Source organism: Streptomyces sp. NPDC006335, from assembly GCF_040612795.1.
Classification (GTDB): Bacteria; Actinomycetota; Actinomycetes; order Streptomycetales; family Streptomycetaceae; genus Streptomyces.
The window spans coordinates 812,798-838,878 of record NZ_JBEXQX010000001.1 but is presented as its reverse complement, the minus strand read 5'-3'; the positions used below and the strand labels follow the sequence as shown (position 1 = coordinate 838,878).

At 70.9% G+C, this 26,081-nt stretch carries 25 protein-coding genes; 15 read left to right on the top strand and 10 right to left on the bottom strand.

Annotation, left to right across the window (positions count from 1 at the left end; all coding sequences use genetic code 11):
* Positions 1 to 137 precede the first annotated feature (137 nt).
* A complete protein-coding gene (locus ABZ098_RS03825) occupies positions 138 to 290 on the top strand; it encodes a hypothetical protein (RefSeq protein WP_185092818.1) in 153 nt (50 codons plus the stop codon).
* 3 nt (positions 291 to 293) lie between these two features.
* On the top strand, positions 294 to 1,517 hold the full coding sequence (locus tag ABZ098_RS03820; RefSeq protein WP_356586877.1) for a helix-turn-helix domain-containing protein: 1,224 nt from the start codon (positions 294 to 296) through the stop codon (positions 1,515 to 1,517).
* Between the two features lie 24 nt (positions 1,518 to 1,541).
* Here ABZ098_RS03820 and ABZ098_RS03815 read toward each other — a convergent pair whose 3' ends face one another.
* Entirely contained in the window at positions 1,542 to 3,596 is a 2,055-nt protein-coding gene (locus ABZ098_RS03815) for a TerD family protein (RefSeq protein WP_356586875.1), read from the bottom strand.
* A 252-nt stretch (positions 3,597 to 3,848) separates the two neighbouring features.
* On the opposite strand from ABZ098_RS03815, the gene ABZ098_RS03810 reads away from it, so the two are divergent.
* Positions 3,849 to 4,622, top strand: a complete 774-nt coding sequence (locus ABZ098_RS03810) for an IclR family transcriptional regulator (RefSeq protein WP_356586873.1) — start codon at positions 3,849 to 3,851, stop codon at positions 4,620 to 4,622.
* Entirely contained in the window at positions 4,619 to 5,467 is an 849-nt protein-coding gene (locus ABZ098_RS03805) for an SMP-30/gluconolactonase/LRE family protein (RefSeq protein ID WP_356586871.1), read from the top strand. The genes ABZ098_RS03810 and ABZ098_RS03805 overlap by 4 nt, the downstream gene beginning before the upstream one ends.
* Here the strand turns inward: ABZ098_RS03805 and ABZ098_RS03800 are convergent, their stop codons facing one another.
* The 3 genes from ABZ098_RS03800 to ABZ098_RS03790 are packed head-to-tail and all read right to left on the bottom strand — an operon-like array spanning position 5,468 to position 8,686.
* Positions 5,468 to 6,871: an FAD-dependent oxidoreductase gene (locus ABZ098_RS03800; protein WP_356586869.1), complete on the bottom strand. Its 1,404-nt coding sequence runs from the start codon at positions 6,869 to 6,871 to the stop codon at positions 5,468 to 5,470.
* Positions 6,864 to 8,096: an MAB_1171c family putative transporter gene (locus ABZ098_RS03795; protein ID WP_356586867.1), complete on the bottom strand. Its 1,233-nt coding sequence runs from the start codon at positions 8,094 to 8,096 to the stop codon at positions 6,864 to 6,866. The genes ABZ098_RS03800 and ABZ098_RS03795 overlap by 8 nt, the downstream gene beginning before the upstream one ends.
* Positions 8,093 to 8,686, bottom strand: coding sequence for a toxin-antitoxin system, toxin component family protein (locus ABZ098_RS03790; protein ID WP_356586865.1), 594 nt, complete (start codon positions 8,684 to 8,686; stop codon positions 8,093 to 8,095). Before ABZ098_RS03790 ends, ABZ098_RS03795 begins: the two co-directional genes overlap by 4 nt.
* 227 nt (positions 8,687 to 8,913) lie before the next feature.
* On the opposite strand from ABZ098_RS03790, the gene ABZ098_RS03785 reads away from it, so the two are divergent.
* The 5 genes from ABZ098_RS03785 to ABZ098_RS03765 all read left to right on the top strand — a co-directional run bounded on the left by ABZ098_RS03785 (position 8,914) and on the right by ABZ098_RS03765 (position 15,579).
* Positions 8,914 to 10,263 (top strand): extracellular solute-binding protein, encoded by a 1,350-nt coding sequence (locus tag ABZ098_RS03785; protein WP_356586863.1) that lies wholly within the window; start codon positions 8,914 to 8,916, stop codon positions 10,261 to 10,263.
* Complete coding sequence (locus tag ABZ098_RS03780; RefSeq protein ID WP_356586861.1) at positions 10,260 to 11,198, top strand: sugar ABC transporter permease; 939 nt, start codon at positions 10,260 to 10,262, stop codon at positions 11,196 to 11,198. Before ABZ098_RS03785 ends, ABZ098_RS03780 begins: the two co-directional genes overlap by 4 nt.
* Positions 11,195 to 12,070 (top strand): carbohydrate ABC transporter permease, encoded by an 876-nt coding sequence (locus ABZ098_RS03775; protein ID WP_356586859.1) that lies wholly within the window; start codon positions 11,195 to 11,197, stop codon positions 12,068 to 12,070. The genes ABZ098_RS03780 and ABZ098_RS03775 overlap by 4 nt, the downstream gene beginning before the upstream one ends.
* A 1,001-nt stretch (positions 12,071 to 13,071) precedes the next feature.
* A complete protein-coding gene (locus ABZ098_RS03770; RefSeq protein ID WP_356586857.1) occupies positions 13,072 to 14,049 on the top strand; it encodes an arabinan endo-1,5-alpha-L-arabinosidase in 978 nt (325 codons plus the stop codon).
* A 9-nt stretch (positions 14,050 to 14,058) separates the two neighbouring features.
* Complete coding sequence (locus ABZ098_RS03765) at positions 14,059 to 15,579, top strand: alpha-N-arabinofuranosidase (protein WP_356586855.1); 1,521 nt, start codon at positions 14,059 to 14,061, stop codon at positions 15,577 to 15,579.
* A gap of 5 nt (positions 15,580 to 15,584) precedes the next feature.
* Here the strand turns inward: ABZ098_RS03765 and ABZ098_RS03760 are convergent, their stop codons facing one another.
* Positions 15,585 to 18,572, bottom strand: coding sequence for a beta-galactosidase (locus tag ABZ098_RS03760; RefSeq protein WP_356586853.1), 2,988 nt, complete (start codon positions 18,570 to 18,572; stop codon positions 15,585 to 15,587).
* Positions 18,573 to 18,682: 110 nt separating this feature from the next.
* On the opposite strand from ABZ098_RS03760, the gene ABZ098_RS03755 reads away from it, so the two are divergent.
* Positions 18,683 to 19,141 carry an Rrf2 family transcriptional regulator gene (locus ABZ098_RS03755; RefSeq protein ID WP_356586851.1) on the top strand — a complete coding sequence of 153 codons (459 nt, stop codon included), beginning with the start codon at positions 18,683 to 18,685 and terminating at the stop codon, positions 19,139 to 19,141.
* A 172-nt stretch (positions 19,142 to 19,313) separates the two neighbouring features.
* Entirely contained in the window at positions 19,314 to 19,964 is a 651-nt protein-coding gene (locus ABZ098_RS03750) for a DUF4360 domain-containing protein (protein WP_356586849.1), read from the top strand.
* A 44-nt stretch (positions 19,965 to 20,008) separates the two neighbouring features.
* On the opposite strand, the gene ABZ098_RS03745 is transcribed toward ABZ098_RS03750, so the two are convergent.
* Positions 20,009 to 20,803, bottom strand: coding sequence for an intradiol ring-cleavage dioxygenase (locus ABZ098_RS03745; protein WP_356587617.1), 795 nt, complete (start codon positions 20,801 to 20,803; stop codon positions 20,009 to 20,011).
* A gap of 161 nt (positions 20,804 to 20,964) precedes the next feature.
* On the opposite strand from ABZ098_RS03745, the gene ABZ098_RS03740 reads away from it, so the two are divergent.
* Positions 20,965 to 21,270, top strand: a complete 306-nt coding sequence (locus ABZ098_RS03740; protein ID WP_356586847.1) for a hypothetical protein — start codon at positions 20,965 to 20,967, stop codon at positions 21,268 to 21,270.
* A 163-nt stretch (positions 21,271 to 21,433) separates the two neighbouring features.
* Positions 21,434 to 22,048 carry an N-acetyltransferase gene (locus tag ABZ098_RS03735; protein WP_356586845.1) on the top strand — a complete coding sequence of 205 codons (615 nt, stop codon included), beginning with the start codon at positions 21,434 to 21,436 and terminating at the stop codon, positions 22,046 to 22,048.
* Here the strand turns inward: ABZ098_RS03735 and ABZ098_RS03730 are convergent.
* Together ABZ098_RS03730 and ABZ098_RS03725 are read right to left on the bottom strand one after the other, a co-directional pair.
* A complete protein-coding gene (locus tag ABZ098_RS03730) occupies positions 22,038 to 22,220 on the bottom strand; it encodes a DUF397 domain-containing protein (RefSeq protein ID WP_356586843.1) in 183 nt (60 codons plus the stop codon). The two genes, ABZ098_RS03735 and ABZ098_RS03730, sit on opposite strands and share 11 nt — an antisense overlap.
* Positions 22,217 to 23,041 (bottom strand): helix-turn-helix transcriptional regulator, encoded by an 825-nt coding sequence (locus ABZ098_RS03725; RefSeq protein ID WP_356586841.1) that lies wholly within the window; start codon positions 23,039 to 23,041, stop codon positions 22,217 to 22,219. Before ABZ098_RS03725 ends, ABZ098_RS03730 begins: the two co-directional genes overlap by 4 nt.
* Positions 23,042 to 23,171: 130 nt before the next feature.
* On the opposite strand from ABZ098_RS03725, the gene ABZ098_RS03720 reads away from it, so the two are divergent.
* Together ABZ098_RS03720 and ABZ098_RS03715 are read left to right on the top strand one after the other, a co-directional pair.
* Complete coding sequence (locus ABZ098_RS03720) at positions 23,172 to 23,648, top strand: ATP-binding protein (protein ID WP_356586839.1); 477 nt, start codon at positions 23,172 to 23,174, stop codon at positions 23,646 to 23,648.
* 403 nt (positions 23,649 to 24,051) lie between these two features.
* Positions 24,052 to 24,396, top strand: coding sequence for a DUF1330 domain-containing protein (locus ABZ098_RS03715; RefSeq protein WP_356586837.1), 345 nt, complete (start codon positions 24,052 to 24,054; stop codon positions 24,394 to 24,396).
* A gap of 15 nt (positions 24,397 to 24,411) precedes the next feature.
* Here ABZ098_RS03715 and ABZ098_RS03710 read toward each other — a convergent pair whose 3' ends face one another.
* Together ABZ098_RS03710 and ABZ098_RS03705 are read right to left on the bottom strand one after the other, a co-directional pair.
* On the bottom strand, positions 24,412 to 25,251 hold the full coding sequence (locus ABZ098_RS03710; RefSeq protein WP_356586835.1) for a hypothetical protein: 840 nt from the start codon (positions 25,249 to 25,251) through the stop codon (positions 24,412 to 24,414).
* Positions 25,248 to 25,982 carry a MerR family transcriptional regulator gene (locus tag ABZ098_RS03705; RefSeq protein WP_356586833.1) on the bottom strand — a complete coding sequence of 245 codons (735 nt, stop codon included), beginning with the start codon at positions 25,980 to 25,982 and terminating at the stop codon, positions 25,248 to 25,250. The genes ABZ098_RS03710 and ABZ098_RS03705 overlap by 4 nt, the downstream gene beginning before the upstream one ends.
* Between the last annotated feature and the right edge of the window lie 99 nt (positions 25,983 to 26,081).

Here is a 26,081-nt window from a genome sequence, read left to right as displayed (position 1 = left end):
GTTCTGACACGGGGTGTCAATGACTTGACGGATTGTCAATGTCCTGTCGACACTGGGTCGGCAGGCAGGGTGGGTACCGGGCTTGGATGCTGGGGTGGGACACCGGACCGAGCCGCTCGAGAGAGGCTGCCCCTGCGATGTCCAGACTGCTCGCCGCCGCACTGACCGTCGTGGCCGCCGCATTGCTCGCCCTCGGTGCCGCCCTTGGCATCGTCGCGCTGCTGGAGGCGACGCCCGAGCAGCCCAACACCCCCTTGATCACCTACGAGCAGACGGACCAGGGGAGTTGACCCGTGGCCGCCCGACCGGCAACTGTGAACGCCCGCTCGGCCTGGCACGACGTCCCCCGCCTCCAGGTCCGGCGCTTCGCGGCCATCGCGATGTCCGAGGCGCCGGCCCTCGCGGAGGAGATCCTGCGCGAGATCCGCCGCGAGTACCCCCATCTGCCGGTCGTCCTCGACGAGTCCGGCGAACCGATGGCCCTGGTCGGCATCCGCCGCGCGATCGAGGTCTTCGTCCAGCACCTGGAGACGGCGGAGGGCCGCCCGACGGTCCCCCCGGGCGTCTTCCAGGAGTTCGGCAGGGGCGAGGGCCTGAACGGCCGCAGCCTCGACTCGCTCCAGGCGATCTACCGCATGGGCGTACGCCTGGCCTGGCGCCGTTTCGCCGACATCGGCCAGCGCGTCGAGATCCCGCCGCCCGCGATGTACGAGCTGGTGGACGCGGGCTACGAGTACCTGGACGGCCTGGTCGACCAGTCGGTCCGCGGCTACGCGGAAGCGGCGGCCCGCCAGGCCGGAGAGCGGCTGCGCCTCCAGCGCCGCCTGATGGAGTTACTGCTGGCCGAACGCCACCGGGGCGACCCCGCGGACGCGCTGACGGAACGCGCGGCCCGTATCGGCTGGCCGCTCCCGCAGAAGGTGGCGGTCGGCGTCCTCCTGCGCCCGGCCCGTGAGGCGGTGCCCCCAGCGGTGGGCCAGGGCGTCCTGCTGGACATGGACTACGAACAGCCCCGCATGGTCGTTCCGGAACCGGACGCGGCGGGCCGCCCCGAACTCCTGCACCGGGCCCTGACCGGCTGGGCCGGCGCGATCGGCCCCCCGGTCCCCCTCACCGACGCGGCCAAGTCCCTGCGCTGGGCCGAGGCCGCCGTACGCCTGATGGAACGCGAGCTGCTCCCCGCCGGGGAGGTGCTGTACTGCACCGAACACACCGAGGCCCTGGTCCTGCTCCAGCCGGAGGAACTGATCGACGACCTGGCCCGGCGCTGTCTGGCCCCCCTGCGCCACTGCGGCCCCACCCACGGCCGCCGCCTCGCGGAAACCCTCCTCGCCTGGCTGGAGACCCGCGGCGGGGCCCCGGAGGTGGCGGCCCGCCTCGGCGTCCACCCCCAGACCGTCCGCTACCGCCTCCGCCAGATCCGGGAACTGTGGGGCGACGAGATCGACGACCCGGACCGCCGCTTCGAACTGGAGCTGGTGCTGCGTGCGCGGCGGTTGCGGGGGGAGCTGGCGTGAGCGACGGATCGCGGCGCCCGGCGTTCACACCTTGGCCCGCTCCCGCACCCCTGTCCGCCGAGGCGCGGGGCCGTCGAGGTGGACCATCACCGTGGAGTAGAAGCGGTGCACGGCGTCGTCGACGCTGCGGATGAAGCTGGACTCGGCGTTACCGCGGCTGCTCCCCATGTTCTTGAAGAGGGACAGACGGAAACCGGTGATGGCCGCGCCGCCCTTCGGCAGCATGTCCGCCGGCTCGGGGCGAAGCCGCTCCAGCGTCCCTCGGGGGCCTCCCGCCTGGCCCTCCACCAGGGTCTCGACGTGCAGGTCCGCCGGTGCCTCGGCGAGGCGGCGGACCAGACGCTTGGCCCAGGTCAGGGGATAGCCCTGCTCGGGCGCGGGGATCTCGATGGACGTGCGCAGCCTTCCGGTGCGCAGATCGGCTCCGATGGTGAGCAGGCCGGGCGCCTGCTCGACGCGGAGTTCCGCCAGGAGTCTGCCTTCCACGCAGAGCCGGTCGGCGAGCTGCGCCCGGCGCGCCTCGGGATCGGTGCCACGCCTGGCGCGCTGGGCGGGCAGCACCTTCTGCCCGAGCTCGCCACCGAGCCTGAGGCACACCTGGCGGACGAGCCGCTCCCAGCTCTCCACCACTTCGAGGGCACGCGGGTCGCCCTGGCACAGGGTCTCGTCGCTGATGCCGTTGCGCACCGGTACCCAGGCCGAGCCCATGTTCTGGAAGCCGTGGCAACCGGAGTTCTCGTGCTGGAGGTAGTGCAGCAGCTCCTGGAGCAGCCAGGTCCGTGCCGCGTTCCCGACGCCCTCGTGCCGGATCAGCAACTGTGCCTGATGGGCCACTTCGGCCCACGAGAGGTGCCACAGCGCCACCTGGTGCTTGCGGCGCCGGTCGATCTTGACGTCGACCAGGGGGCTGCCCTCCAGCGCCACGTCGTTCGACAGCGTGATCACGGCCTCGTAGCCACGTCGGGCGGCGATATCCATGTAGGCCTGCACCTGGTCGGCCTTGAGGGGATTGCCGTTGGTCTTCGTCTCGACGAGCGCCGTCCACAGTTTTCCGGCCCGCTCGATGCGGATCACTCCGTCGGGGCGGCGGGGTGTGTCGCCGTGCGGCAGGGAGACCTCGGTGAACGTCTCCATGCGGCCGGACGGTGCCCCGAACGCGGCGGTGAGCCGCCTGCCGAACCGCGGAACCTGGGTCATCACCGACAGCAGGACCGAGGTCGCGCGCATCTCCCGGTCCCGATCGCTCTTGAGCGCGGAGACCGGGAAGAGCCTGGCGGGCCTCCAGGAGTCGTTCTCCGCGAGTGACTTCGGCGGCGTACCGGGCAGCGCGGCCTTCTTCTTGGCGGTGCGCGGCCGGGCGGCCGTCGTGCGTGGCCCGGCTTCGTCGGCGGACCGGCGGGGAGCCGGAACGGCATCCAGTGCGGCCGGCGGATCCGGCTCCGGAACCGCGCCCGCCGGCACGGCGACGGGCCGCGCGTCGTCACCGGGCTGGGGAGCGACCGCGGCCGCCGTGTCGTCCACGGTCTCGACGGCAGTCTCCGCATCGTCGTCGATGTCGACCCCGAAGTCAGTCGCCAACCCCGCCAGTCCCGAGTCGTACCCCTGGCCGACAGCGCGGAACTTCCAGTCGTCGCCGCGCCGGTACAACTCGCCGAAGATGATCGCGCTCACCGTTCCGGCGTCGCCGACGGTGAAGCGGAGCAGGGTTTCGCCGACCGCGTCGGAGAGGGTGACACGGAGGTCGTCCAGTTCGCCGAAGTGGGCGCCCTCGTAGCGGCTCGCGGCCACCACCATGCGGTCGACCTCGGGCGGGACCGCGGTCAGGTCGAAGCCGATCCGGTCTTCGTTCCCGTCCTCCGTGGGTGTCTTGTCCAGAAGCTGCACGCTTCCGTCGGCCGCCACGGGGTTGTTGTAGAAGTAGAAGTCCGCGTCGCTGCGGACCTTGCCGTCCGGACCCAGAAGTAAGACGGACACATCGGCGTCGCCGTCCCCGGCGGGGCTGCTCCAGCCGAGGCTCACGATCACCGATCCGGTGTTCTCACTCAGGGCCGACAGGGCAGTGTTCGACCCCTTGGTCATTTCGCGCACGAGATCCCCCCTGGATCACATCCCCCAGAACACGCCACGCAGTGTGACGTGTCGCACACGAGCACAGTAGTACCGGTAGCCCGCACCCGCGCCCTTCCTGCGGAAACAGGCCGGACGGGGAGTTCGGGGGTCTTCTGCCCATTGCCCGGGGAAACCGGCTGTCGCTAGCCTGTGTTCGTCATGCCGATCGTCTGTTGAAATTTCGAACGCAGACGCCTTAGACACAAAGGGAGGGGGCCGGTTGTGGGACGCCTCGTACCTGCGGTGACCCGGGCTCTCGACATTCTCGAGCTCTTCCTCGACGGAGACGGGACTCTCTCCGCCCCCGACATCGTGCGCAAGCTCCAGCTGCCGCGCACCACCGTGCACGAGCTGGTGACCACTCTCGCCGCCCGGTCGTACATCGTCCAGGTCCCCGGCCAACCGGGACGCTACCGGCTCGGGGTGCGGCCCTACCAGCTCGGCAGCCGGTACGCCGAGCAGCTCGACCTCGCCGCCGAGGGCCTCCAGGTGGCCCGGTCCGTCGCCGAGACCTGTGACGAGACCGTGCACGTGGCGATCCTGGAGGGCACCGACGTCATCTACATCGCCAAGGTCGACTCGACGCACGCGGTACGGATGGTGTCGGCCGCCGGCCGGCGCCTGCCCGCGCACTGCACCTCCGTCGGCAAGATGCTCCTCGCCTCCCTTCCCGAGCCGCAGCTCGCCTCCCGCATCCCCAGCGACACCCCGCTGGTCGGTATGACGCCCAACAGCATCACCGACCCCGCCGCCCTGCGCGAGGCCCTCGACGAGATCCGGCAGCGCGGGGTCGCCGTCGAGAACCGCGAGTCCAACCCGGACGTCTCCTGCGTGGCCGCCCCGGTCCGCGACCGCACCGGGCAGGTCGTCGCCGCGCTCTCCATCTCCGTGCCGATGATCCGCTGGAGCGACGACCGCCGCGGCGAGCTGGAGCAGCTCGCCGCCAAGGGTGCCGCCGAGCTGTCCGAGCGCCTCGGCCACCGGAGCGTGGGATGAGCCCCGTCACGACGTACGAGGTCGCCGTCCGCGCCGAGGCCACCCTCGGCGAAGGCCCCACCTGGGACGGCGAGCGGCTGCTGTGGATCGACATCCTCGGCGCCCGGCTGCACGGCTACGACCCGGTCTCCGGCCACCGCACGGTCCGCGTCCTCGACCAGCACATCGGTGCCGTCAAGCCGCGCGTGGGCGGCGGACTCGTCCTCAACCTGCGGGACGGCGTGGCCCTGCTGGACCCCGACGGCACCTTCCGCTGGCTGCACCGCGAACCCGTCCCCGGCCGCCGGGCCAACGACGCCGCCGTCGCACCCGACGGCTCCCTGTGGGCCGGCACCATGCGCTACGACGAGGCCCCGGGCGGCGGCACCCTGTCCCGCGTCACCGGTGACGGGACCCACCACACCGTCCTCGACGACGTGGCCGTCAGCAACGGCACCGGCTGGAGCCCGGACGGCCGACTCATGTACTACATCGACTCGCCGACGCGGCGCGTCGACGTCTTCGACCACGAGGACGGGCGGGTCCTGGGCCGCCGGACCTTCGTCGCCGTCGAGGACGGTGCCGGGTTCCCCGACGGCCTCACGGTCGACGCCGAGGGGTGCGTGTGGGTCGCGCTGTGGGACGGCGGCGCGGTACGCCGGTACACGCCGGACGGCGAGCTGGACCGGGTGATCACCCTCCCGACCCCGCGCGTCACCGCGTGCGCGTTCGGCGGCCCGGACCTCACCGACCTGTACGTCACGACGGCTCGCGTGGGGCTCACGGCCCCGCATCCGGTGGCGGGTTCGCTGCTGGTGGTGCCCGGAGCGGGGAAGGGCCTGCCGCAGACGGCGTTCGCCGGCTGACTACTGAAGCCCCGCCCTCTTCAACTCCTCTGCGGTCAGCGGCGGCGCGGTCAACGGTGGCTTCAACGGCCCGGCCAGCGCCGCCAGCAGGACGGGCGGCCCCAGCAGCACCTCCGCCCGCCGCTCCAGTGATGTCACGTCCGTCACCCGGCGGGCGACGCGTCCGTTCCCTGTGGCCGTGCGCATGAGCCGGGACACGTACGCGGCCACGAGCCGGTCCCGCCGGGTCGGCCCCTCCGGCGTCGCCCCCGGGTAGAGGACGTCCTGTCCGCCGGCCAGATCCCAGGCCGCCCCCACGGGCCGGGCGACCGCTTTCTGGATACGGCGGGACAGACCGGACGAGCCGAAGCCGTGACGCTCCGTCAGATCCCGTAGCAGCAGCGCGCTCTGCGCTCCCACGGCCAGTCCGTGCCCGTAGAGCGGGTTGTACGCCGCGACCGCGTCGCCGAGGACAGCGAAGTGCTCCGGCCAGGCCGGCATCCGCTCGTAGAAGTGACGGCGGTTGACGGTCGCACGGGTGACGGCGACGTCGGACAGCGGCTCGGCGCGGGCGATCAGGTCGCCGATGAGCGGGTGCCGCAGTTTCTCGCGGGCGAACGGCAGGAAGGCGTCCGCGGCGGAACCCGGTTCACCGCCGCGGGTGCCGTTGAGGGTGACGATCCAGCGGCCGTCCTCGATGGGCAGCAGGAAGCCCGCCCGGCCGGGGCCGCCGTCCCGCGGGTCGGACTGCACGTTGACCACCGGGAAGCCGTCGCGGGCCTGCTCGGGCGCGAGGTAGAGCCGGCTGGCGTACGCGAGGCCGGAGTCGATCTCGCGCCGCTCCGGCGCCGGCAGCCCGAGGCCGGCGAGCCAGCGGGGCGCTCCAGAGCCCCGGCCGGTGGCGTCCACGACCAGGCCGGCCTCGACGGTCCGTTCCCGGCCGTCCCGGTCCCGCACCCGGACCCCGGTGACCGCCCGCGCGTCGCCCGTGAGTCCCCGTACCTCCGTGCCCGCGAGCAGCTCGATCCGGTCGTCGGCCAGGACCCGGGCCCGCACCGTGGCGTCCAGCAGGTCGCGGCTCGCCAGGATCACGTGGTGCGACTCGGGCCAGCGCCGGAACCAGCCGTGCGGCGAGAGGACGACCATGTCCGTGGTGACCGGGGCCCGGCGCGCCCCGACCTCCAGGAGCGCACCGGTGATGCCCGGCAGCAGTTGCTCCATCGCCCGGACCCCGCCCGACCAGAGCATGTGGGCGTGCCGGGCCTGCGGGAGCCCCTTGCGGGGCGCGGGCGCCACGGGCAGTTCGTCGCGCTCCACGACGACGACCCGGTCGGCGGGGCCGGCCAGGGCACGGGCCGCGAGCATGCCGGTGTGGGATCCCCCGAGGACGACAGCGACTCTGGCGGGGGAGGGGGGTTCAGTCATGCGCGGAGACGCTCTCTGTCGGGACGGCCGCGCGGACACGGACCGCCGAGATCTCGTCGGGGCGGCCCAGGGCTTCGGACACGGCCTGGATCTCCTGAAGCAGGTAAGTGGTGTCGGCCTCGCACCGGCCGTCGCCGTCCGGAGCGCGCCCGCGGGTCTCGACGGCGTCCACGATCATCACCGCGGCGGCCAGTTCCTGTGCCCGGCCGCGCTCGTGGCCGAGGGCCAGGGCGGCGCCGTAGGCCCGGCGGCGCAGGTCCTCGTCGAGGAAGCGGGACAGGTACAGCAGCGCGTCGCGGATGTAGGTCTCGCGGCGGATCAGGCGCATCTCGGCGGTGGCCCGCAGCGCGAGCGGTTCGCGGCCGCCGGCGACGGTCCGCAGCAACCGGGCGAGCGGCTTCAGGTTCCGGTGGCGGCGGCGCACCAGCCAGCGGTCCTGAAGGTACTGCCCGGCGTGCGGGACGATGAAGCCGATCGCGACGAAGGTGGCGGCGATACAGGCGGCCGAGGGCGCGATGTTGGTGTTCAGCCAGTCCAGGTCGTGGCCGGTCCAGCGGGCCACCACGGCGGTGAGCTTGGCCGCGCCGAAGAGCAGGTTCGTCGCGTAGCCGATGCCCAGGAACCGCAGGCCCCAGCGCAGCCAGCCGTCGAGGCCGTCGGTCCGGATCCAGTTCCACACGAGCCGGGTCGTGATCGAGCAGGCCACGGCGTGCGCGACCAGGTAGAGCAGGATCTCCTCGCGCATGAAGGGGGTGGTGGCGTAGTAGGTGTCCAGGTCCCGGATCTGCTCCACGGGGACGTCGGCGAGCGCGAACAGCACCCACAGCGCGACGACCACGCCCGCGTAGACCGAGACCACCCAGCGGGTCGCGCGCCGCGTCTGTTCCCGGCGGTCGGTGTGGCCGTTGCGCCAGTGCACGACCAGCAGCAGCCAGGACGCGGACAGCGCGGTGAGCAGGGAGTACACCCAGGGGGCCGCGATGTTGGGCACGCCGGTGACGCGGTTGGTCCAGGCGATGGTGCCGGGTGCCGCGAAGACGAACACCGCGCAGGCGAACAGCAGCAGGCCGCCCACGGCCCGCAGCAACGGGTCCCGCCACAGCTTGAGGATGCTGGGCAGCTTGATCACCAGTGCCGCGGTCAGGACCACGGCGGGCAGCCAGAAGGAGACGTACAGCCCGGTGAAGAACCCACCGGCGCCTTCGGCCAGGGGGAGGCGTGTCACAGCGTCCTGCCTCCGGACCGGCGGTAGCCGAGGGACCGCTGGACGGGGTCGGGAGCGGCGCCGCCCCCTCCGGTCGCGTAGGGCCGGAAGGCGGCCGCCAGCCGGTGCCCGAAGTCGTCCGCCTCGGCCTCGTCCGCCTCCCGGGAGCCGTTGCGGGCGGCGACGGTCAGGGCGACGGAGTCCCAGCCGGGCCGTCCGGCGAGCGCGTCCGCCGCGGCCGCGTGATGGTGGGAGTGGCCCGCGTGCAGGTGCCACAACTCATGCCCCAGGATGACCAGTTGCTGCATCTCCTCGGCCCGTTCCTCGACGATGACGAGGTCGAAGTCCTCGAACTCCACCCACAGCCCGGTCACCGCGATCTCTTCGGGGAACCGCTCGAACCGCAGGTCGAGGGGCCGGCCGCCGCGGCGCGCGCTCATCTCCTGGCACAGCACCCGGCACAGCTCGGGCACGTCGGCCGGGGGGCGGGGTCTGGCCCGGACCGCGTCGGTGAGGGCGGAGACCAGATCGCGCATGGCCGGGGTCGCACGGGTGCGCCGTAGCGCCGAGGCGATCCGGGCCGCACTCCTGCGCGCGCCCGCGATGTCCATCCCACCCCCTGAACTCTCCCCCGCCGCCGTAGGACGGGCTGTTCGAGACTACGCGCCCCGAACTGCCCCCGTCACGCGATCCGTCGGCCGGGTCCGCGTCCGCTGTTCGACCGGTGGACCGGGGCTCGGTTTTGCTGCGTGACCCATTGACTAGAAAGCGCTTCCTGCCTACGGTCGCGTTCGAAGTTACGGGCGCAATTCGAGATCTCGAACAGATGGGGCAGGGAATGGGACGACCTGACCTGAGCCGCAGGCAACTTCTCACCGCGGCCGGCGGACTGACGGTCGCCGCCGGGTTCGGCTTCGCGGCCCTCGGCACCGGGGCCGACGCGCTCGCCTCCGGCGCGGACACCCGGGTGCGCTACTGGAACCTCTTCAGCGGCGGCGACGGCGCCAACATGATCGCGATGCTGGACGCCTTCCGAAAGGCCCACCCGGACATCGACGTCAAGGACTCCACCCTCCAGTGGGGCAACCCCTTCTACACCAAGCTCGCCATGGCCGCCGCGGGCAACCGCGCCCCCGACCTCGGCGTCATGCACATGGGCCGGGTCACCGGCTTCTCACCCGGCCGCCTCCTCGACCCGTGGGACGTCGACCTCCTCGCCAAGTACGGCGTACGGGAGCAGGACTACAACCCCGCGCTGTGGAAACGCGGCGTCATCGACGGCAAGCTCTACGCCCTCCCGCTCGACATCCACGTCCAGCTCTGCTTCTACCGCAAGGACGTGCTGAAGAAGGCCGACCTGCTCGGCGACGACGGCCGGATGATCCCGGTCACCTCCACCGACGAGTGGTTCGACGTCCTGAAGAAGGCCAAGGCAGCCCAGAAGAAGGGCCTCCAGACGATCGGCCTGTGGACCAACGACCAGAACTTCCAGTGGTGGTTCTTCGTCGCCTTCTACACCCAGCTCGGCGGCCGGTGGTTCAACGCCGACAACACCGAGGTCCTCTTCGACCCCGACAAGGCCACGCAGGTCCTGGAGTTCCTCCGCCGGCACGTCACCGACGGGTACGTCATCCCCGGCGCCCCCACCGGCGAACAGTTCATCAACGGCGCCCCCTTCACCTGGGAGGGCAACTGGTCCGTGCCGGTCTTCTCCGGCGCCAAGCTCGACTACGGCGCGACCCCGCTGCCGCCCGTCTTCGGCAAGCAGGCCACCCACGCCGAGTCGCACGCCTTCGTCCTGCCCCACCAGGCAGGCCGCGGCGGCGCCACCAACGAGGGCGCCCACGAACTCGCCGCGTACGTCGTCACGCACGCCCTCCAGTGGGCGGCCGGCGGTCACATCCCCGCCTACACACCGACGCTCTCCACCGAGGCGTACAAGAAGCTCACCCCCCAGAACGAGTACGTCAGCGCCATGGACCACCAGGCCACCGAGCCGAAGGTGTGGTTCGCGGGCTCCACCGGCGTGCTCGCCCAGGACCTCGGCCCGGTCGTCGTCTCCTCGACCATGGGCTCCGCCAAGCCGGCGTCCGTGGCACAGACGATGAAGAAACACCTCACCAAGCTCCTCGCCTCGAAGAACCCGATGGACGGCAGGACCGCCGCGCAGGGAGGTGCGGTCGCATGACGACCAGCGCTCAGACCGTTCTCACGGGCGCACGCGCCAGGACCGCGACCGCGACGGCGACCGTCCGCCGCAAACAGGGCTTCCAGCACGGGGGTTGGTTCGTCGCCCCGTTCCTGGCGCTCTTCGCGCTGTTCGTGATCTGGCCGCTGCTGCGCGGTGTCTACCTCAGCTTCACGGACGCCAACATCTCCGGCGACGGCGCGAGTTTCGTCGGCCTCGACAACTACCGCGAGGCCCTGCACGACCAGGCGATGTGGGACGCGCTCGGCCACAGTGCGTACTTCACGCTGCTGGTCGTGCCGTGCATCACGGTCCTCGCCTTCCTGCTGGCGATGCTGGCCCACAACATCGAGCGCGGGAAGTGGCTGTGGCGGCTGTGCTTCTTCGTGCCGTTCCTGCTGCCCTCGACGGTCGCCGCCAACATGTTCCAGTGGCTGTTCACCCAGGGCATCGGCCTGATCAACGAGACCTTCGGGCTCGACACGCCCTGGCTGACCGACAAGTCGTACGCGATGCTCGCCATCGTCATCGAGACCCTGTGGTGGACCGTCGGCTTCAGCTTCCTGCTCTACCTCGCCGCTTTGCAGGGCATCCCCGACCACCTCTACGAGGCCGCGAAGCTGGACGGCGCGAACGCCTGGCACCGCATGGTCCACATCACGCTGCCGATGCTGCGCAACATCACCGGGCTGGTGATCGCGCTCCAGATCCTCGCCTCACTCCAACTCTTCGACCAGGCAGTCGTGATGATGGACTTCTCGCCGGGGCCGGAGCTCAGCACCCGCTCCTTCGTCCAGTACACCCTCGAACAGGGCTTCACCAGCTACCGCGTGGGCTACGCCTCCGCGATGTCCATCATCTTCTTCGTGATCATCGCAGTCGTCGCCCTGGCGCGGATGTGGCTGCTGCGCAACCGTGAGGAGAGCGGCCGATGACCACCACCGCCGTACCGGTCCGCAAGGGGACCCGCAATCGGACCCGCAGGCCCTGGACACCCAGCCAGATCGTCCTCACGCTCCTCGGGGTGGCCGTCTCCGCCGTCTTCGTCGCACCGATCGCGGCCGCGCTGTTCACCTCGCTCAAGTCCGAGGCGGAGGCGGCCGAGATCCCGCCGCACTGGCTGCCGGAGGTCTGGACGGGCCAGGCGTGGAAGGCGCTGTGGGAGACCGGCAACATCACCAACTGGTTCATCAACTCCCTCGTGGTGTCGATCTGCGTCACCTCCGTCGTGCTGACGGTCAGCGCCCTCGCCGGATACGGCTTCGCCCGCACGGAGTTCCGCGGCAAGAACGTCCTGATGGGCATCGTCATGTCCGGCCTGATGATCTCCCCGGCCGTCCTCGGCGTCCCGCTCTTCACCACGGTCCAGCAGATGGGGATGGTCGACACGTACTGGGGCATGATCCTTCCCCAGTGCGCGCCGGCCGCGATGGTCTACATCCTCTACAAGTTCTTCCAGGGCGTGCCGCGCGAGTTGGAGGAGGCCGCGTTCATCGACGGCGCGGGCCGCTGGCGGGTCTTCTTCACGATCGTGGTCCCGCTGGCCCGTCCCTCCCTGGCGGCGGTCGGCATCTTCACCTTCATCGCCTCCTGGAACAACTTCCTGTGGCCCTACATGGTGACCAACAACCCCGACCTGATGACCATGCCGAACGGCATCGCGACCGTCATGAACTCCTACGGCATCCAGTGGGCCCAGCTCATGGCCGGCGGCCTCATGGCGGGCCTGCCGCTGATCATCGTGTTCGTCTTCTTCCAACGCCAGATCGTGGCGGGCGTGGCCCACACGGGCCTGGCCGGGCAGTGACCCGGTGGTCGTGAACCCGGGGGCGGGCGGTCGCTCGTCGACGACCACCGGGGGCCCGGTGCGGAATGCGGCCCCCGTCGGTCGCCGACCCTTGCCCGCCGTTGTCACGTCGGAGGCATCCGGTCCGCGTGGGCCTGGCACCGGGGTCGGACTTCGCCCGGTGTTGTCACATCGGTTGTGTCCGGTCCACGTGGGCGTGGCTCCGAGCTCGGCCCCTGGGCTCGGACCTCGCCTGGCTTCGTCGCGTCGGCGGGCATTTGGCCTCCGTGGCCTGGTGCCGGGGTCGGACGCCGCCTGGTGTCGTGGGCGTGGCTCTGGGGTCGGGTCCCGGGGGCGAACTTTGCCCGGTGTCGTCACCTGGGCGGGCATTTGGGTTCCGTGGCCTGGTGCCGGGGTCGGACGTCGCCCGGTGTCGTGGGCGTGGCTCCGGGCTCGGGTCCCGGGGGCGAACTTTGCCTGGTGTCGTCACGTGGGCGGGCATTTGGCCTCCGTGGCCTGGCACCGGGTCGGACGTCGCCTGGTGTCGTGGGCGTGGCTCCGAGCTCGGCCCCTGGGCTCGGGCTTCGTCTGGTTTCGTCGCGTCGGCGGGATTGGGCTGTGGGTCGGTCGCAGGGGTCGGATTCGCCTGGTGTCGTCACGTGGGCGGGCTTTGGCCTCCGTGGCCTGGCGCCGGGGTCGCACGTCGCCCGGTGTGGTGGGCGTGGCCCCGGGATCGGACCTCGCTCGGCTTTGTCACGTCGGTGCGTCCGGCCCGCGTGGGCCTGGCACCGACAGCTTCGCCATGTCGGCCGCGTCCAGTTCGAGTGGGTCCGTCCCCGGATCGCATCTCTCCCGGTCCCGCGACACCGACGGCATCCGGCCTTCGCGGCCCGTCACCGGGGTCGGACCCCGCCCGCTGTCGACACACCGACCACATTCGGCCTCCGACGAGGCCCGCCCCCGGAGTTCGGACCCCGCACCACCCGCCCCCCACGAGCCGACACCCACGCAGGGAGCCGTAGTTGAAGTCCCTCAGACTTGTCAGCGTTCTGGCCGCCGCCCTCATCGTCCTCCTGCCGGGCACGGCACAGGCGGACACCACCTACCCCGACCCCCTCCCGATCAGCGGGCAGCAGATCATCCATGATCCGACCGTCATCCAGCTCAAGTCCGGTGGGTACGCGGCCTATTCGACCGGCGGTGTGATCGGGGCCCGGCTGTCCAAGGATCTCCGGCACTGGACCGACGCGGGCAACGCCTTCGCCGAACCGCCGGCGTGGTGGTACGAGTACAACGACACCGGGGACCCCTGGGCGCCCGACATCTCCTACCGCGCGGGCAGGTACTGGCTCTACTACGCCGTCTCGTCCTGGGGCACCAACCACTCCGCGATCGGCGTGGCCACCTCCCCGTCCGGTCTCCCCGGCACCTGGACCGACCGCGGCAAGGTCTTCTCCTCCGAGACCACCGACTCCTGGAACGCCATCGACCCGGCGATCATCCGCGCGGACGGCAGGCTGTGGATGTCCTTCGGCTCGTACTGGACCGGTATCCGCATGGTCGAGCTGGACCAGAAAACGGGCAAGGCCCGACCGGGCGCCACCGTCCAGCACCTCGCCACCCGCCCCGACGCCCCGTACGCCGTCGAGGGCCCGTCCCTCGTGAAGCACGGCCGCTTCTACTACCTCTTCGCGTCCTACGACGCCTGTTGTGCGGGAGTGAACTCCACGTACAAGATCAGGGTGGGTAGATCCACGACGGTCACGGGCCCGTACGTCGACAGCACGGGCAAGCCGCTGCTGGAGGGCGGCGGAGACCTGCTGCTGGCAGGACACGGGAGGTACATCGGCACGGGAGGCGAGTCGGTCTTCCGCACCCGTGGCCAGGACTGGCTGGCCTACCACTACTACGACGCAGAGGACGACGGCACGCCGAAGCTGGGTCTGAACAGGCTCGGTTGGGTGCGTGACTGGCCGGTCGTCCAGCAACTCCGTTCCTGAAAGGTTTCCATGAGCAAGCCCACCGCCCGCTTCACCCTCGACCCCGCCTTCACCGTCGGCGAAGTGAACCCCCGCCTGTTCGGCTCCTTCGTCGAGCACCTCGGCCGCTGCGTCTACACGGGCATCTTCGAACCGGACCACCCCACCGCGGACGACAAGGGCCTGCGCCAGGACGTCCTGGAACTCGTGCGCGAACTCGGTGTCACCGCCCTGCGCTACCCCGGCGGCAACTTCGTCTCGGGCTACAAGTGGGAGGACTCCGTCGGCCCCGTCGAGGACCGCCCGCGCCGCCTGGACCTCGCCTGGCACTCCACCGAGACCAACCGTTTCGGCCTCTCGGAGTACATCGACTTCCTCCGCAAGGTCGGCCCCCAGGCCGAGCCCATGATGGCCGTGAACCTCGGCACGAGGGGCGTCGCCGAAGCCCTCGAACTCCAGGAGTACGCCAACCACGCCGAGGGCACCGCCCTGTCGGACCTCCGGGTCGCCCACGGCGACAAGGACCCCTTCGGCATCAAGCTCTGGTGCCTGGGCAACGAGATGGACGGCCCCTGGCAGACCGGCCACAAGACGGCCGAGGAGTACGGCCGGATCGCCGCGGAGACGGCCAGGGCCATGCGCCAGATCGATCCCGGCGTCGAACTCGTCGCCTGCGGCTCCTCCAGCCAGTCCATGCCGACCTTCGCCGAGTGGGAGGCGACGGTCCTGGAGGAGACGTACGACCTCGTCGACTACGTCTCCCTGCACGCCTACTACTGGCCCGAGGACGGTGACATCGACTCCTTCCTCGCCTCGGCCGTCGACATGGAGTCGTTCATAGCCAACGTTGTCGCGACCGCCGACCACGTGGGCGCGAAGCTCAAGTCGAAGAAGAAGATCAACCTCTCCTTCGACGAGTGGAACGTCTGGTACCTGCCCGAGTGGGAGAAGCGCGCCAAGGAGTTCGAGCGGGACGACTGGCCCGAGGCCCCGCGCCTGCTGGAGGACAACTACAGCGTCCTGGACGCCGTGGTCTTCGGTTCGCTCCTCATCGCCCTGCTGCGGCACGCCGACCGCGTCACCGTCGCCTGTCTCGCCCAGCTCGTCAACGTGATCGCCCCGATCATGACCGAGCCCGGCGGCCCGGCCTGGCGCCAGACGACGTTCTTCCCGTTCGCCCAGGCCTCCCGGTACGGCCGCGGCGAGGTCCTCGACGTCCGGGTCGACTCACCGACGTACGAGACGAGGAAGTTCGGCGAGACGGACCTCCTGCACGCCACCGCGGTCCGCGCCGAGGACGGGTCGGTCACCGTCTTCGCCGTCAACCGCGGACAGAGCGAGCCGCTGCCGCTCGAAGTCGCCCTGAGCGGCCTCGGCCTGACGGAGGTCGTCGAGCACAGCGTCCTCGCCGACGCCGACCCTGACGCCCGCAACACCCTGGACGCCCCCGACCGGGTCGCCCCGCACGCGGCCGAGGGCACCGTGCTCAAGGACGGCACCCTCACCGCCGTACTGGAGCCGCTGTCCTGGAACGTGATCCGGCTGGCCTAGGCGGATCAGCGGCCGGGGGAGTCCACCGGTGCCACCGGCACTCCTCCGGCCGAGGCCCCCAGCGACGTCAGCCGTACCTCCTTCGGGCCCGACTCCGTCGTACCGTCCGAAAGCACCGCCAGGGCAAGGGTGTTGACCCCCCGGGTGCGCAGGATGCCGTTCGGCAGGACGAAGGTGTGCTGCGGGCCCACGTCGTTGACGTACTGGCCCATGTTCCAGCCGTTGAGGAAGATCTGGACGCGGTAGGCGCGCTCCGGGTCGTCGTCGAGGGTGAGGCCGACCGAGGCGTCGATGCCGGCGTCCACGGCGAGCCGGAACGTCGTCCGGTACCAGGTGACCCCCTGGCGCCGGTCGGCACGCGGCAACTCCGTGTCCTCCCAGTGCTCTTCGGTGAATCCCGGCAGATGCCAGCCCTTGCGCTCCCCGTACAGCCCGCCGTTGTTGAGCGGCCCGCGCACCGGATCGGGCGCCGTCCCGCCCTGGATACGCCAACTTGCCTTCGGGGAGCCGCCCTTGAAGGTGACCGACGTCAACCCCCGGGCCGCCTTGTGGGAGTCGGCGGACCCGCCGTCCATGTCGTGCGCCATCCGCCGCACGAGGACGGACAGGACCCGGGGCGCGTGCCCGGCGGGCGGCGGCACGTCGAAGGTGGCCGTCGCCGTCCACGTCCCCTTGCGAGCCGTGGACTTGTCCGGTACCGGCATGCGGTGCGTTCCCAGCGGCTCGCCGTCCAGCCACGCCATCAGCAGCCCCTGCGTGCCCGTGCTGTAGGACAGGGACACCGACTCCAGGTCCTCCGCACCCGTCAGGCGCCCCCGGTACCAGACGTCGCCGTAGTGGAAGCCGTAGTCGTCGGCGAACAGGACCGGCTGCCCCTTCGGGACCGGGGTGACGCTGTACGAGTGCGTGCGGTCGGCCCGGGTCCAGCCGGAGTCGTCGTAGTCCGGGAGGGCCTCGAAGTTCTCGGTACGGCGCCGCCAGCCACCCAGCGCGGGCAGCCGCACCTCGCCCACGGCGGGGATCGGCAGCTGTCCGGGCGTGGCCGGCATGTCGGCGCGCAGACTGCCCATGGGGGTGGCCGAGGTGCGCAGCGGGCGGCCGTTCCAGGTGATCCGGGCCATGCCGCGCGGTCCCCACACCTCCATGCCCGTGCCCTCGACGGTGTCGCCGGTCAGATGGACGGTGGCGCCGTCCAGGGTGACCTCACGCACCAGCGAGGGCCCGTACACCAGGACCGGTCCGGTCGGGGTGTCCACCGGGAACAGCCGCAGGGAGCCGGGGTCGTCGGCGAAGATCAGCAGCAGCGGGGTGTCGCTGCCGCCGCCCTCGATCCGCACCCGGGCCGGGCCGCCGACGCCCATCGGCACGGTGATCCTGAGGACGCCGAGGTCGTAGTTCCACGCGGGTTCCGCGTCACCCCGGGTGACCAGGGGCTCCTCCGGGCACTCCAGCAGGACCTGTGCCATCTCGCCGTGCGGGGCCGTGAACACGGCCACGTCCGTCCGGCCGACCTTCTGGCACATCATGGGCTGCGCGGTGGCGAACTTGAGCGTGCGCCCGCCCAACCGGAGTCCCGCGGTGAGCAGTCGGGCGTCGTGCGCGGCCACGGTGAACGCCACGTCGATCCCGGCGTCCGGGATCGTGGTGGTGATCGGCGCGTCGGTGTCGTTGCGCACCACGTACACATGGGAGCCGGTGTCCGGGTTGGTCAGGTGGTACACCTTCAGCCGCTCGTCGGCGGCCCGCACCGCGTCCGCCCGGTCCAGCTTGGCGAAGTCCGGCACGGTCCGCAGGAGATGGCCGAGCTGGTGCTGGGGAGCGAGCTTCGGCGTCAGCCGACGGGCCTCGTCGATCGCCGCCCCGTAGTCGTACGACGTGTAGACCTGCGGTGCGGGCAGCCAGCCCCACGAGGTGCCGCCGAAGGTCATGTAGACGTTGTGCACGGTGATGCCGTTGGCGAGGTTGGTGAGCTGGAAGCGCCGCTCGTAGGCCGCGTCCCGGGTGTACCGCGCCTCGGCGTACCCCTTGCCGTCGAAGGTGGCCCCGCCCCACGGGTCGAACCAGCCCCCGCCGAACTCCGGGACGAACCCGGGCGTCCGGGGACTGGCCGTGGCCCCGCCCTTCAGCCCGCCCACACCGAAGTCCCCCCAGTCGGGCGGCACTTCGGACGGCGCAGGATAACCGTCGAAGCCGTAGAGCCAACCATGCTCCTCGCCCCCGGTGTTGAAGGAGCCCGGGGTCCAGTAGCCGTTCCTGCCCTTGTCGTTGTGGAACAGCGGGACGTCGATCCCGTCGGCGCGCACCTTCTTGTACAGGTGGGACATGTAGTCGCGGCCGAGGGGCTCGTCGACGAAGGCGTCGTACTCGTTCTCGATCTGGTAGAGCAGGACCGTGCCGGTGCCCTTGGTGAACAGGTGCCGGACGGCGATGGAGTCGACCTCGGTCAGCCATTCGTCGACGTACGACAGATAGGCCGGGTCGGAGGTGCGGGCCCGGCCCGGGGTCGCCGTGAGCCAGCCCGGGAAGCCGCCGCCGTCGACCTCGGCGTTGATGTACGGGCCCGGGCGCAGGATCACGTACAGGCCGGTCTCGGTGGCCGTGCGCAGGAACAGGTCGAGGTCGCGGACGCCGGTGAAGTCGTACTGGCCGGGGCCGGGGGAGTGGTAGTTCCAGGCCACGTACACGCTCACCGCGTTGAAGCCGTGGGCGCGCATCTTCTGCAGGACGTCCCGCCACAGCGACGGGCTCGGCAGCCGGAAGGGGTGCATCTCGCCGGACCACAGCACCAGGCGCCGGCCGTCGACCAGCAGCGAGTACTTGTCGTAGCCGACCTCGTGGCGCGCCCGGTCGGCGGCGGGCGCGCCGGGCGCGGGCCCGGTGGGCACGCTGTGGGAGGCGTAGGCCCGGGTGGTCTCCCCACCGCTGCCGCTCAGCGCGAAGCCGAGCGCCGTGGTGCCGGCGAGGGCGCTGAATGTACGTCTGCTCAGCTCCAAGGGAGCGCCTCCTGGTCGTGCCGCGCTAGCGCCAGTCCGTCCGTGGGTGTGAGTGGTGTGCCTATTGTGGCGTGGCCATTGTCTCTGCCCGAACGCCGCACAATTGTCGTATGAGGATCTCTGCACGGGCGGACTACGCGGTACGGGCGGTGCTGGAGCTTGCCGTGAGGCAGGACACGGAGCCGGTGAAGGCCGAGGCCATCGCCGCGGTCCAGGACATTCCGCACAAGTTCCTGGAGGGGATTCTCGGCGATCTCCGGCGCGGTGGGATCGTCGACAGCAGGCGGGGCGGGGGCGGCGGTTACCGGCTCGCGCGGGAGGCCTCGGCCATCACGGTCGCGGACGTCATCCGCGCGGTCGACGGTCCGATCGTGTCGGTGCGCGGCGAGCGTCCCACCGGTCTGGAGTACACGGGTTCCGCACAGCCGCTGCTGCCGCTGTGGATCGCCCTGCGGGCCAACGTCCGCAAGATCCTGGAGGGCGTCACCATCGCCGACATCGCGGGCGACGCGCTCCCTGAGCCGGTACGGCGGCTCGCGGCAGAGCCGGCGGCGTGGGAGAACCCCTGATCCCCGATTCAACTTCCTTTGATGTAAGGCGAGTTCGGCCATCCGTCGAATGGCTGGAGTTCGCCCTGGCGGTGCCCCAGGGTGCTCCCTACGATTCGATCGCCGCGGTGCTTCACAGAAACCACACAGGTTCTCCACGCTTCAACATGTCAGCGCAGAGGAGAGACCCCCCATGGCAAGTGGACTTCTTCTGGGTGGCGCCGTCGCCGCCCTCGTCACCGCGGCGATACCCGCGCACAACCCGTCCGGCGGGTTCGTCGACCCGCCCCCGGACAAGATCGTCATCAACGTCGCCACGGTGAACGGCTCCGGCTGTCCCGCGGGCACGGCGGCCGTCGCGGTCTCCGAGGACAACACCGCGTTCACCGTGACCTACAGCGACTACCTCGCCCAGGTCGGCGGCAGCTCCGACCCCACCGCGTTCCGCAAGAACTGCCAGCTCAACCTGATCGTCCATGTCCCGTCGGGCTTCACCTACGCCATCGCCGAAGCGGACTACCGGGGCTTCGCCTCGCTCCAGCCAGGTGCGAGCGCCGTGCAGAGAGCCTCGTACTACTTCCAGGGCTCCTCGCAGACGGCCGCCAAGACCCACCCCTTCACCGGTGCCTACAACGACAACTGGCAGGCGACGGACACCACCGACTGGGCCCAACTGGTCTGGGCCCCCTGTGGCGTGCAGCGCAACTTCAACATCAACACCGAGATCCGCGTCAGCGCGGGTACCTCCTCGCCGTCCAAGGTCAGCTTCATGACGATGGACTCGACCGACGGCGACATCAGCACCGTGTACCACATGGCGTGGAAGGAGTGCCCGGGTAAGTGAACGGGTGTCGCCCGCCGCTCCTGTGAGCGGCGGGCGACGCGTGATCAGCGTTCGACGCCGAGGGTCAGGGTGCCGGAGTAGCCGGCCGAGGGGCTGCTGCCCAGGGCGGTCAGGGTCAGGAGCCCGGACGCGGCGCCGCCGTCGTCGTAGATCCCGTCCTGGGCGAGGGTGGTGCGGCGGACCGTGTTGGCCGAGTACGGCGAGAGCGCGCCGACCTTGGCGGTGATCTTCTCGTCGAAGAAGAGCTGGCCGGTGTGGAGTTCGGTGCCGCCGGTGAAGGAGCCGTCCGGGGTGAGGGTGACGTTCACGTGCACCTTCACGTGGATGTGCACGCAGCGGCCGATGTACCAGCCCGGGTAGACCGTGGTGATGGCGGCGACGCCCTTGGAGTCGGTCAGGACACCGCCGCGCAGGAAGGTGCCGCTGTCGGGTTCGTCGTGGCCGTTGTTGCCGACGTAGCCGGAGTACTCGCCGAGCGCGTCGCAGTGCCAGATCTCGACGAGGGCGTTGCTGATGGTGGCGCAGGTGTCGTCGTCGACCACGGTGAGGGTGAGCTTGAGCGGGAAGCCGGTCTTGCCCTCGGTGATGTCGGAGCGGACGTACTGGCCGTCGAGGTAGTAGGGGCCTTCGGTCATCTCCCTGGTGAGGGTGCAGACCGCCGCGGCGGCCACGGGGGTCGTGTCGGTGGTGTCGGTGGTGTCCTTCGTCCGCGAGGCGACGGCGCCGACCGCGAGCGTGGCGGCGGTGGCGCCCGTCGCGACCAGGACGGTGCGGCGGGTGAGGGCGCCGTTCGCGGGGGCGTCGGCTGTGGGGGTGTCGGCTGTGGGGGTCTCGTTCATGGGGGTGTCTGTCATGAGCACGGCACCGTAAAAGGGTTTGCTGTTGGTGGGCTGTCAGTTCGGCAAAGTGAGGGGCCGTCAAGTTTCCTGCGAGACAGGTTGCGGTGTCGGACGGGGTGGACGCGGTACCGTATCGGGGCGTATGCCGACAAGGAGGGTAAATGGGGCTTACCGTGCGGGTCGAACGGCGCATCGCGGAGGACTTCCCCGGCCGGGAGGGCGAGGTGGTGGGCGATCTCCTCACCGAGCTGGTCAACCACCTGACCGACCGGGGCGACCAGGAGGACAAGGAACGGATCGCCGCCGCGACGCTGCTGTGCGGACAGGGCCGGGTGGACCGGCTCCTGGACGCCGTCCAACTGGCCAAGGAGGACTGGCGGGACGTGCTGGTGGGGGCGGGACTGGCGGACGCTGGGTGGCGGGAGCGGCTGGAGGCGGACTTCGGTCCGGCGGTCGCCTCCGGCTGACCCGGGGCCCCGCAGGGCCGTAGGACGGCTGAAACCGACGGCCACTGCGGGGCCGCGCGCCGCTCTGTCGTACGGCTGTACGGTCGTAGGGCTGGACGCGGGGTGTCCGTCGAGCACGCAATTGCCTCGCGCGCGGGTCGTCGCCGGACCTACGCTCGCGGCCATGACGTCACACGAGGTGCCCGATGGCTTCCTGCCCGCTTCCACCGGCGCCGGGCCGGTGATCCGGGAGGAGACCGCTGACGATCACCGGGACGTGCGCGAGGTCCACACGCGCGCCTTCGGTGACAGCGAGCCGGTTCCCGCACTCGTGGAGGCACTGCGCGTCGCGGAAGCCGCGGTGGCGCCGATGTCCTTCGTCGCCGCCGTCGACGACCGGGTCGTCGGGCACGTCCTGCTGAGCGCCGCGCGCCTGGACGCCCCGCGCCGGATCGTGGACGTCCTGACGCTGTCACCGCTGGGCGTGGTCCCGGAGTTCCAGCGTCAGGGCATCGGCACCCGGCTCATCGCGTACGCCCTCGCCGCGGCCGACAGTCAGGGTGTGCCGTTGGTGTTCCTGGAGGGCTCGCCCCACTACTACGGCACCCGCGGCTTCGAGCGTGCCGACGCGCTGGGCTTCCGTTCGCCGTCACTTCGCATCCCTGAACCCGCGTTCCAGGTGGCCCGGTTGTCCGCCCACGAGCCGTGGATGACGGGGACGTTCGTGTACTCGGATGTGTTCTGGGCCTTCGACTGCGTCGGCCTGCGTGAGCCGGAGGGCGGCGCGCTCACTTCGTGAGGTGGGTGAGGAAGTCGGTCCAGGGAGTGGGGGTGGTGGTGAGGTGGGGGCCCTCGGGGTTCTTGGAGTCGCGGATGTGGATGGTGGTGGGGGTGAGGGCGATCTCTACGCAGTCGCCGTCACCGCTGCTGCTGTAGCTCGACTTGAACCAGCACAGTTCGTCGTTGCTCATAGCGCTCCTCGGATCCGTTCCAGCAGGCTCACGGAGTCTTCGAGGGAGAGAGCCTGTGAACGCATCCTGGCATACCGCTTCTGGAGGACGCTGATCTCTTTCGGGTCCGTGACCAGCAGCCCGGCACGCTGGCCTTCGTTGTAGGCGAACCACTGGTTCTCAGGAGTCTCCAGCAACTGCATGGGGCCCGCGATCCCGGCGTGTGCGCCGCGCGACAGCGGCATGATCTGGATCTCGACGTTCCGCAACTCTCCGATCTCCAGTACGTGATTGATGAGTGCACAGGTGACGTCGACTCCTCCTGTGCGTCGCAGAAGCAGTTGTTCCTCCAGGATGAAGCTGAACGCGGTGTTCGGTCGCTCGCGCAGCAGCTTCTGGCGCTCCGTCCTGGCGGTCCACCGCTCTTCGATCTGTGCGTCGTCCAGCGGCGGCAACTGACTGGCGAACAGGGTTCGTGCGTATGCCTCCGTCTGCAACAGCCCAGGGATCATGCGGCATTCGTACGTGTACAAGGTGATCGCCAGCTGCTCCAGGCCCGCCCACCTGCGAAACCACGCCGCCAACCCCGGCTGTCGAGCCAGCTTGGGAAACGACTTCCGCAACGCCCCGGTGTTCCCCGTGGCCTCCTCCCCCCGCTCCACCAGCACCAGATCCGGCATCCGGCGCCCCAGCTCCACGCTCGCCACCGTGTGCTTGGAGAAGCCCACCAGGTCGCCGAACTCCTCCCGGCTCAACCCCGAGTGCTCCCGCAGGGCTTGCAGCACCGCCCCGAACGTCCGCATGCTGTCCGACGACTCCGGCTCACCGCCACCATCGACCACAGTCGGTCACCTCCCGCGCCCATGGTCACGGTCCGTCACGCGTACTGTCCAGCCCGTGACCGCGTACTCTGCCTCGGCGTACGTGGTGTCGACCTGGAGAAGTCGGCCCCGGGGGCGCCAGATTGGGCCCATGACAGCACCTTCCGCCCCCCAACCCCCGGTCACCGTACGTATGTTCACCCAGCGACTCAGTGCGACCCCGAGAGGTGCCCGCCTCGCCCGGCACCTCGCCCTGAACCAGCTGCACGACTGGGGTATCCCGCACGACGCCCCGGCCGCCGACACCGTCGCGGTGATCGTCGCCGAACTCGCCGCGAACGCGGTGACGCACGGCCGGGTGCCGGGGCGTGACTTCGAGCTGCGGCTCTCCCTCGTCCCCGGCAGTGTGCGCGTCGAGGTCACCGACACGCGCGCCGAGCCCGTGCCCGCCGTACGACCATCAGGTCCCCTGGACGACGGCGGCCGCGGTCTCCTTCTCGTCGACGCCCTCGCCGACCGCTGGGAGGTGCTGGACCGGGAGCCGCCGCCGGGCAAGACGGTCCGTGCGGAGGTGGATCTGCCGCGGTGGCTGGCGCTGGCCAGGAGGGCGGGGTCGAGGGACAGCTGACGCCCTGGTGTGCGGTGCCGCGCGGCGAGCGGGGCTCAGGTCGGTCGGCGGCCGTGCCGGCGCCCACCGCGACCTGGGAGACGTACCTCGGAAACCGGTTCGCCGGTCGCCCGTGCTCCACGGCAGCGGGGCGTCAAGGGCTGGAGCGTGGTGGCGGCTGTCCTGGTCGCCGGTCTGCGTCACGAGGGGCGTGAGTCCGAGTTCCGTCCGCGCACCAAGGCTCAGCTGCGAGCGCGGCGAAACGCGGCGGTGCGGACCGGTGCTCCTCTCGCCGATGTTCTCGGACGCCCGGACCCCGAGATCCCCGGGTGACCGGCCCGCTTACCTCGCGAGTAATCGACCCCGGTTCGCCCCGCGTGCCAGGCTCGTCGGCGTACGGAGCCCTACCGACCGGGAGGACACCATGACCGCCTACGCCATCGCCCACCTGCGGGAAGCCACGCCGCATCCCGAGATCGCCGAGTACATCGAGCGCATCACCGCCACCTTCGCACCGTACGGAGGCTGCTTCCTCGTGCATGGCGCGCAGCACGAAGTGAGGGAGGGCGGCTGGCCCGGGCACGTCGTGGTGATCGGGTTTCCCGGGATCGCCGAGGCGCGGGCCTGGTGGGACTCCGCCGCGTACCAGGAGATCGCACCACTGCGCTCGCGGCACATCGAGGGCGACATCATCCTCGTCGACGGCGTTCCGGAGGGATACGACCCGGCGGTCACCGCAAAGACGATGCGGGACGCACTCGCCTCCTGACGAAGCGTTCCTCACTCAGGCGGGCTGACGGAGCGCGCTGACCAGCGCGCCCGGGTCATCGGCATGGAAACGGATGGTGTGGGCCACTTCCGTCGCGCCGAGCGGGCGGGTGAAGGGGAGTGGCCGGTTCAGCTCCAGGGTCACCGAGGTCTGGCTGCCCACGATCAGGTCGAGGACCCCGTCCTCGGAGAGGGTGATCAGACTGCCCTCCGGACAGCGCCGGTCGACCCGGACCGAGGCGACCGCGTCCGGCGGTACGGCGAGGTCGAAGAGGGCTCCGTAGCGGATGCGCACAGAACCGTCGGGGCCCACCACGTGCGGCCGGGTGACGCAGGCGGCGTGCAGGGCCAGCACGAGGACGACGCCGTACAGGTCGAGTACCAGGATCACCCGGTGGGCCGCCGGCCATGGGACGAGGAAGGCCAGGCCCACTGTCTCGATCACCATCACGAAGAGCAGCCCGTACATCATCGCGGTCTGGGGCCCGGTGTACGCGGCAGCGAGGTCCCCGGGGCGCACCCCGTGTGTGCGGCGCCGGACCCACCGCCCCAGGGAGGCGAGGGCGCGCAGCTCGTGCAGGACCAGGCGGCGGACCGTCACCGGCACCGCCTCCCGTACGGCAGCTCGCAGTGCCGCCCGGCGGTCCGCGCCGCGGGCGCGCGCGGCGACGTACAGAGAGTGCAGCACCCAGGCTTCCAGGAGCAGCACCGCGAGCACCAGCGCCTCGGCGCCCGCCAGCGCCCACGCGGGCGGCCGGACCCCGGCCACCAGGCAGGTTGCCAGGGCCAGTTCCCCCGGCAGTACGGCGGCTACCGCGATCCGCGCCGCCCGTATGACCCTTGGCCGGTCGCTCATCCCCGCCCCTTCTCCACGAAGGCCGCCATGAGCCGGCCCACGACTTCCGCCTGCGCCGGGGTGTACTCGGCGAGCAGCGCCTCCTTGAACCCGGTCACGACCACCCCCTCCTCGGGGATCGCGGCGAACAACTCCTCGGGGACGGCTGCCGTCAGGTCAGCTGCCAGGGGTGCGATCCGCGGATCGTCGGTGGGGGCTTCGGCGAGCGCGTCAAGGCGCTCGTACAGTGCGACGACCGCGGGATCGGCGATCAGCGTTCCGAGCAGCGCGAAAATCTCTTGGTCACCGGTGCCGATGCCGTCCAGCAGCGTGACGTACTCGCGGTCCTTGGCCGCGCTCGGCGAGTCGGTTCGGGGGGCCTGTGCCAGCAGCGCGGCGAGGGCGGGTGAGACGGGCCCGGTCGCGCCGGGCGGCTCGGCGAGCAGGGCGCCGAGCCGGCAGCGACGCTCCCTGATGTCGGCTTCCTGGCGGGCCAGGTCGGCGTCGAGTTCTTCCAATATCTCGGTCAGTTCGCGCCCGCCGTCGTCGGCGAGGGCGTCGCGCACTTCATCGAGGCTGAGGCCGAGTTCGGTGAGCCGGCGCACCCGGGCGAGCAGGACGGCGTCGCGGACGCTGTAGGCCCGGTAGCCGTTGGGGCGCCGCTGCGGTTCCGGAAGCAGCCCGACATGGTGGTAGTGCCGGATCGCCCGGGTGGTGAGCCCTACGAGCGCGGCGACCTCTCCGATTCGCATGCCGCCAGTAGAAACCCTGCCGTTGCGTCAAGGTCAAGCGGCGATCCTCGAGTTCGTCGAAGAGGCCGGCGAGGCCGCCCGTAAGGTGAAGCCCGCCGA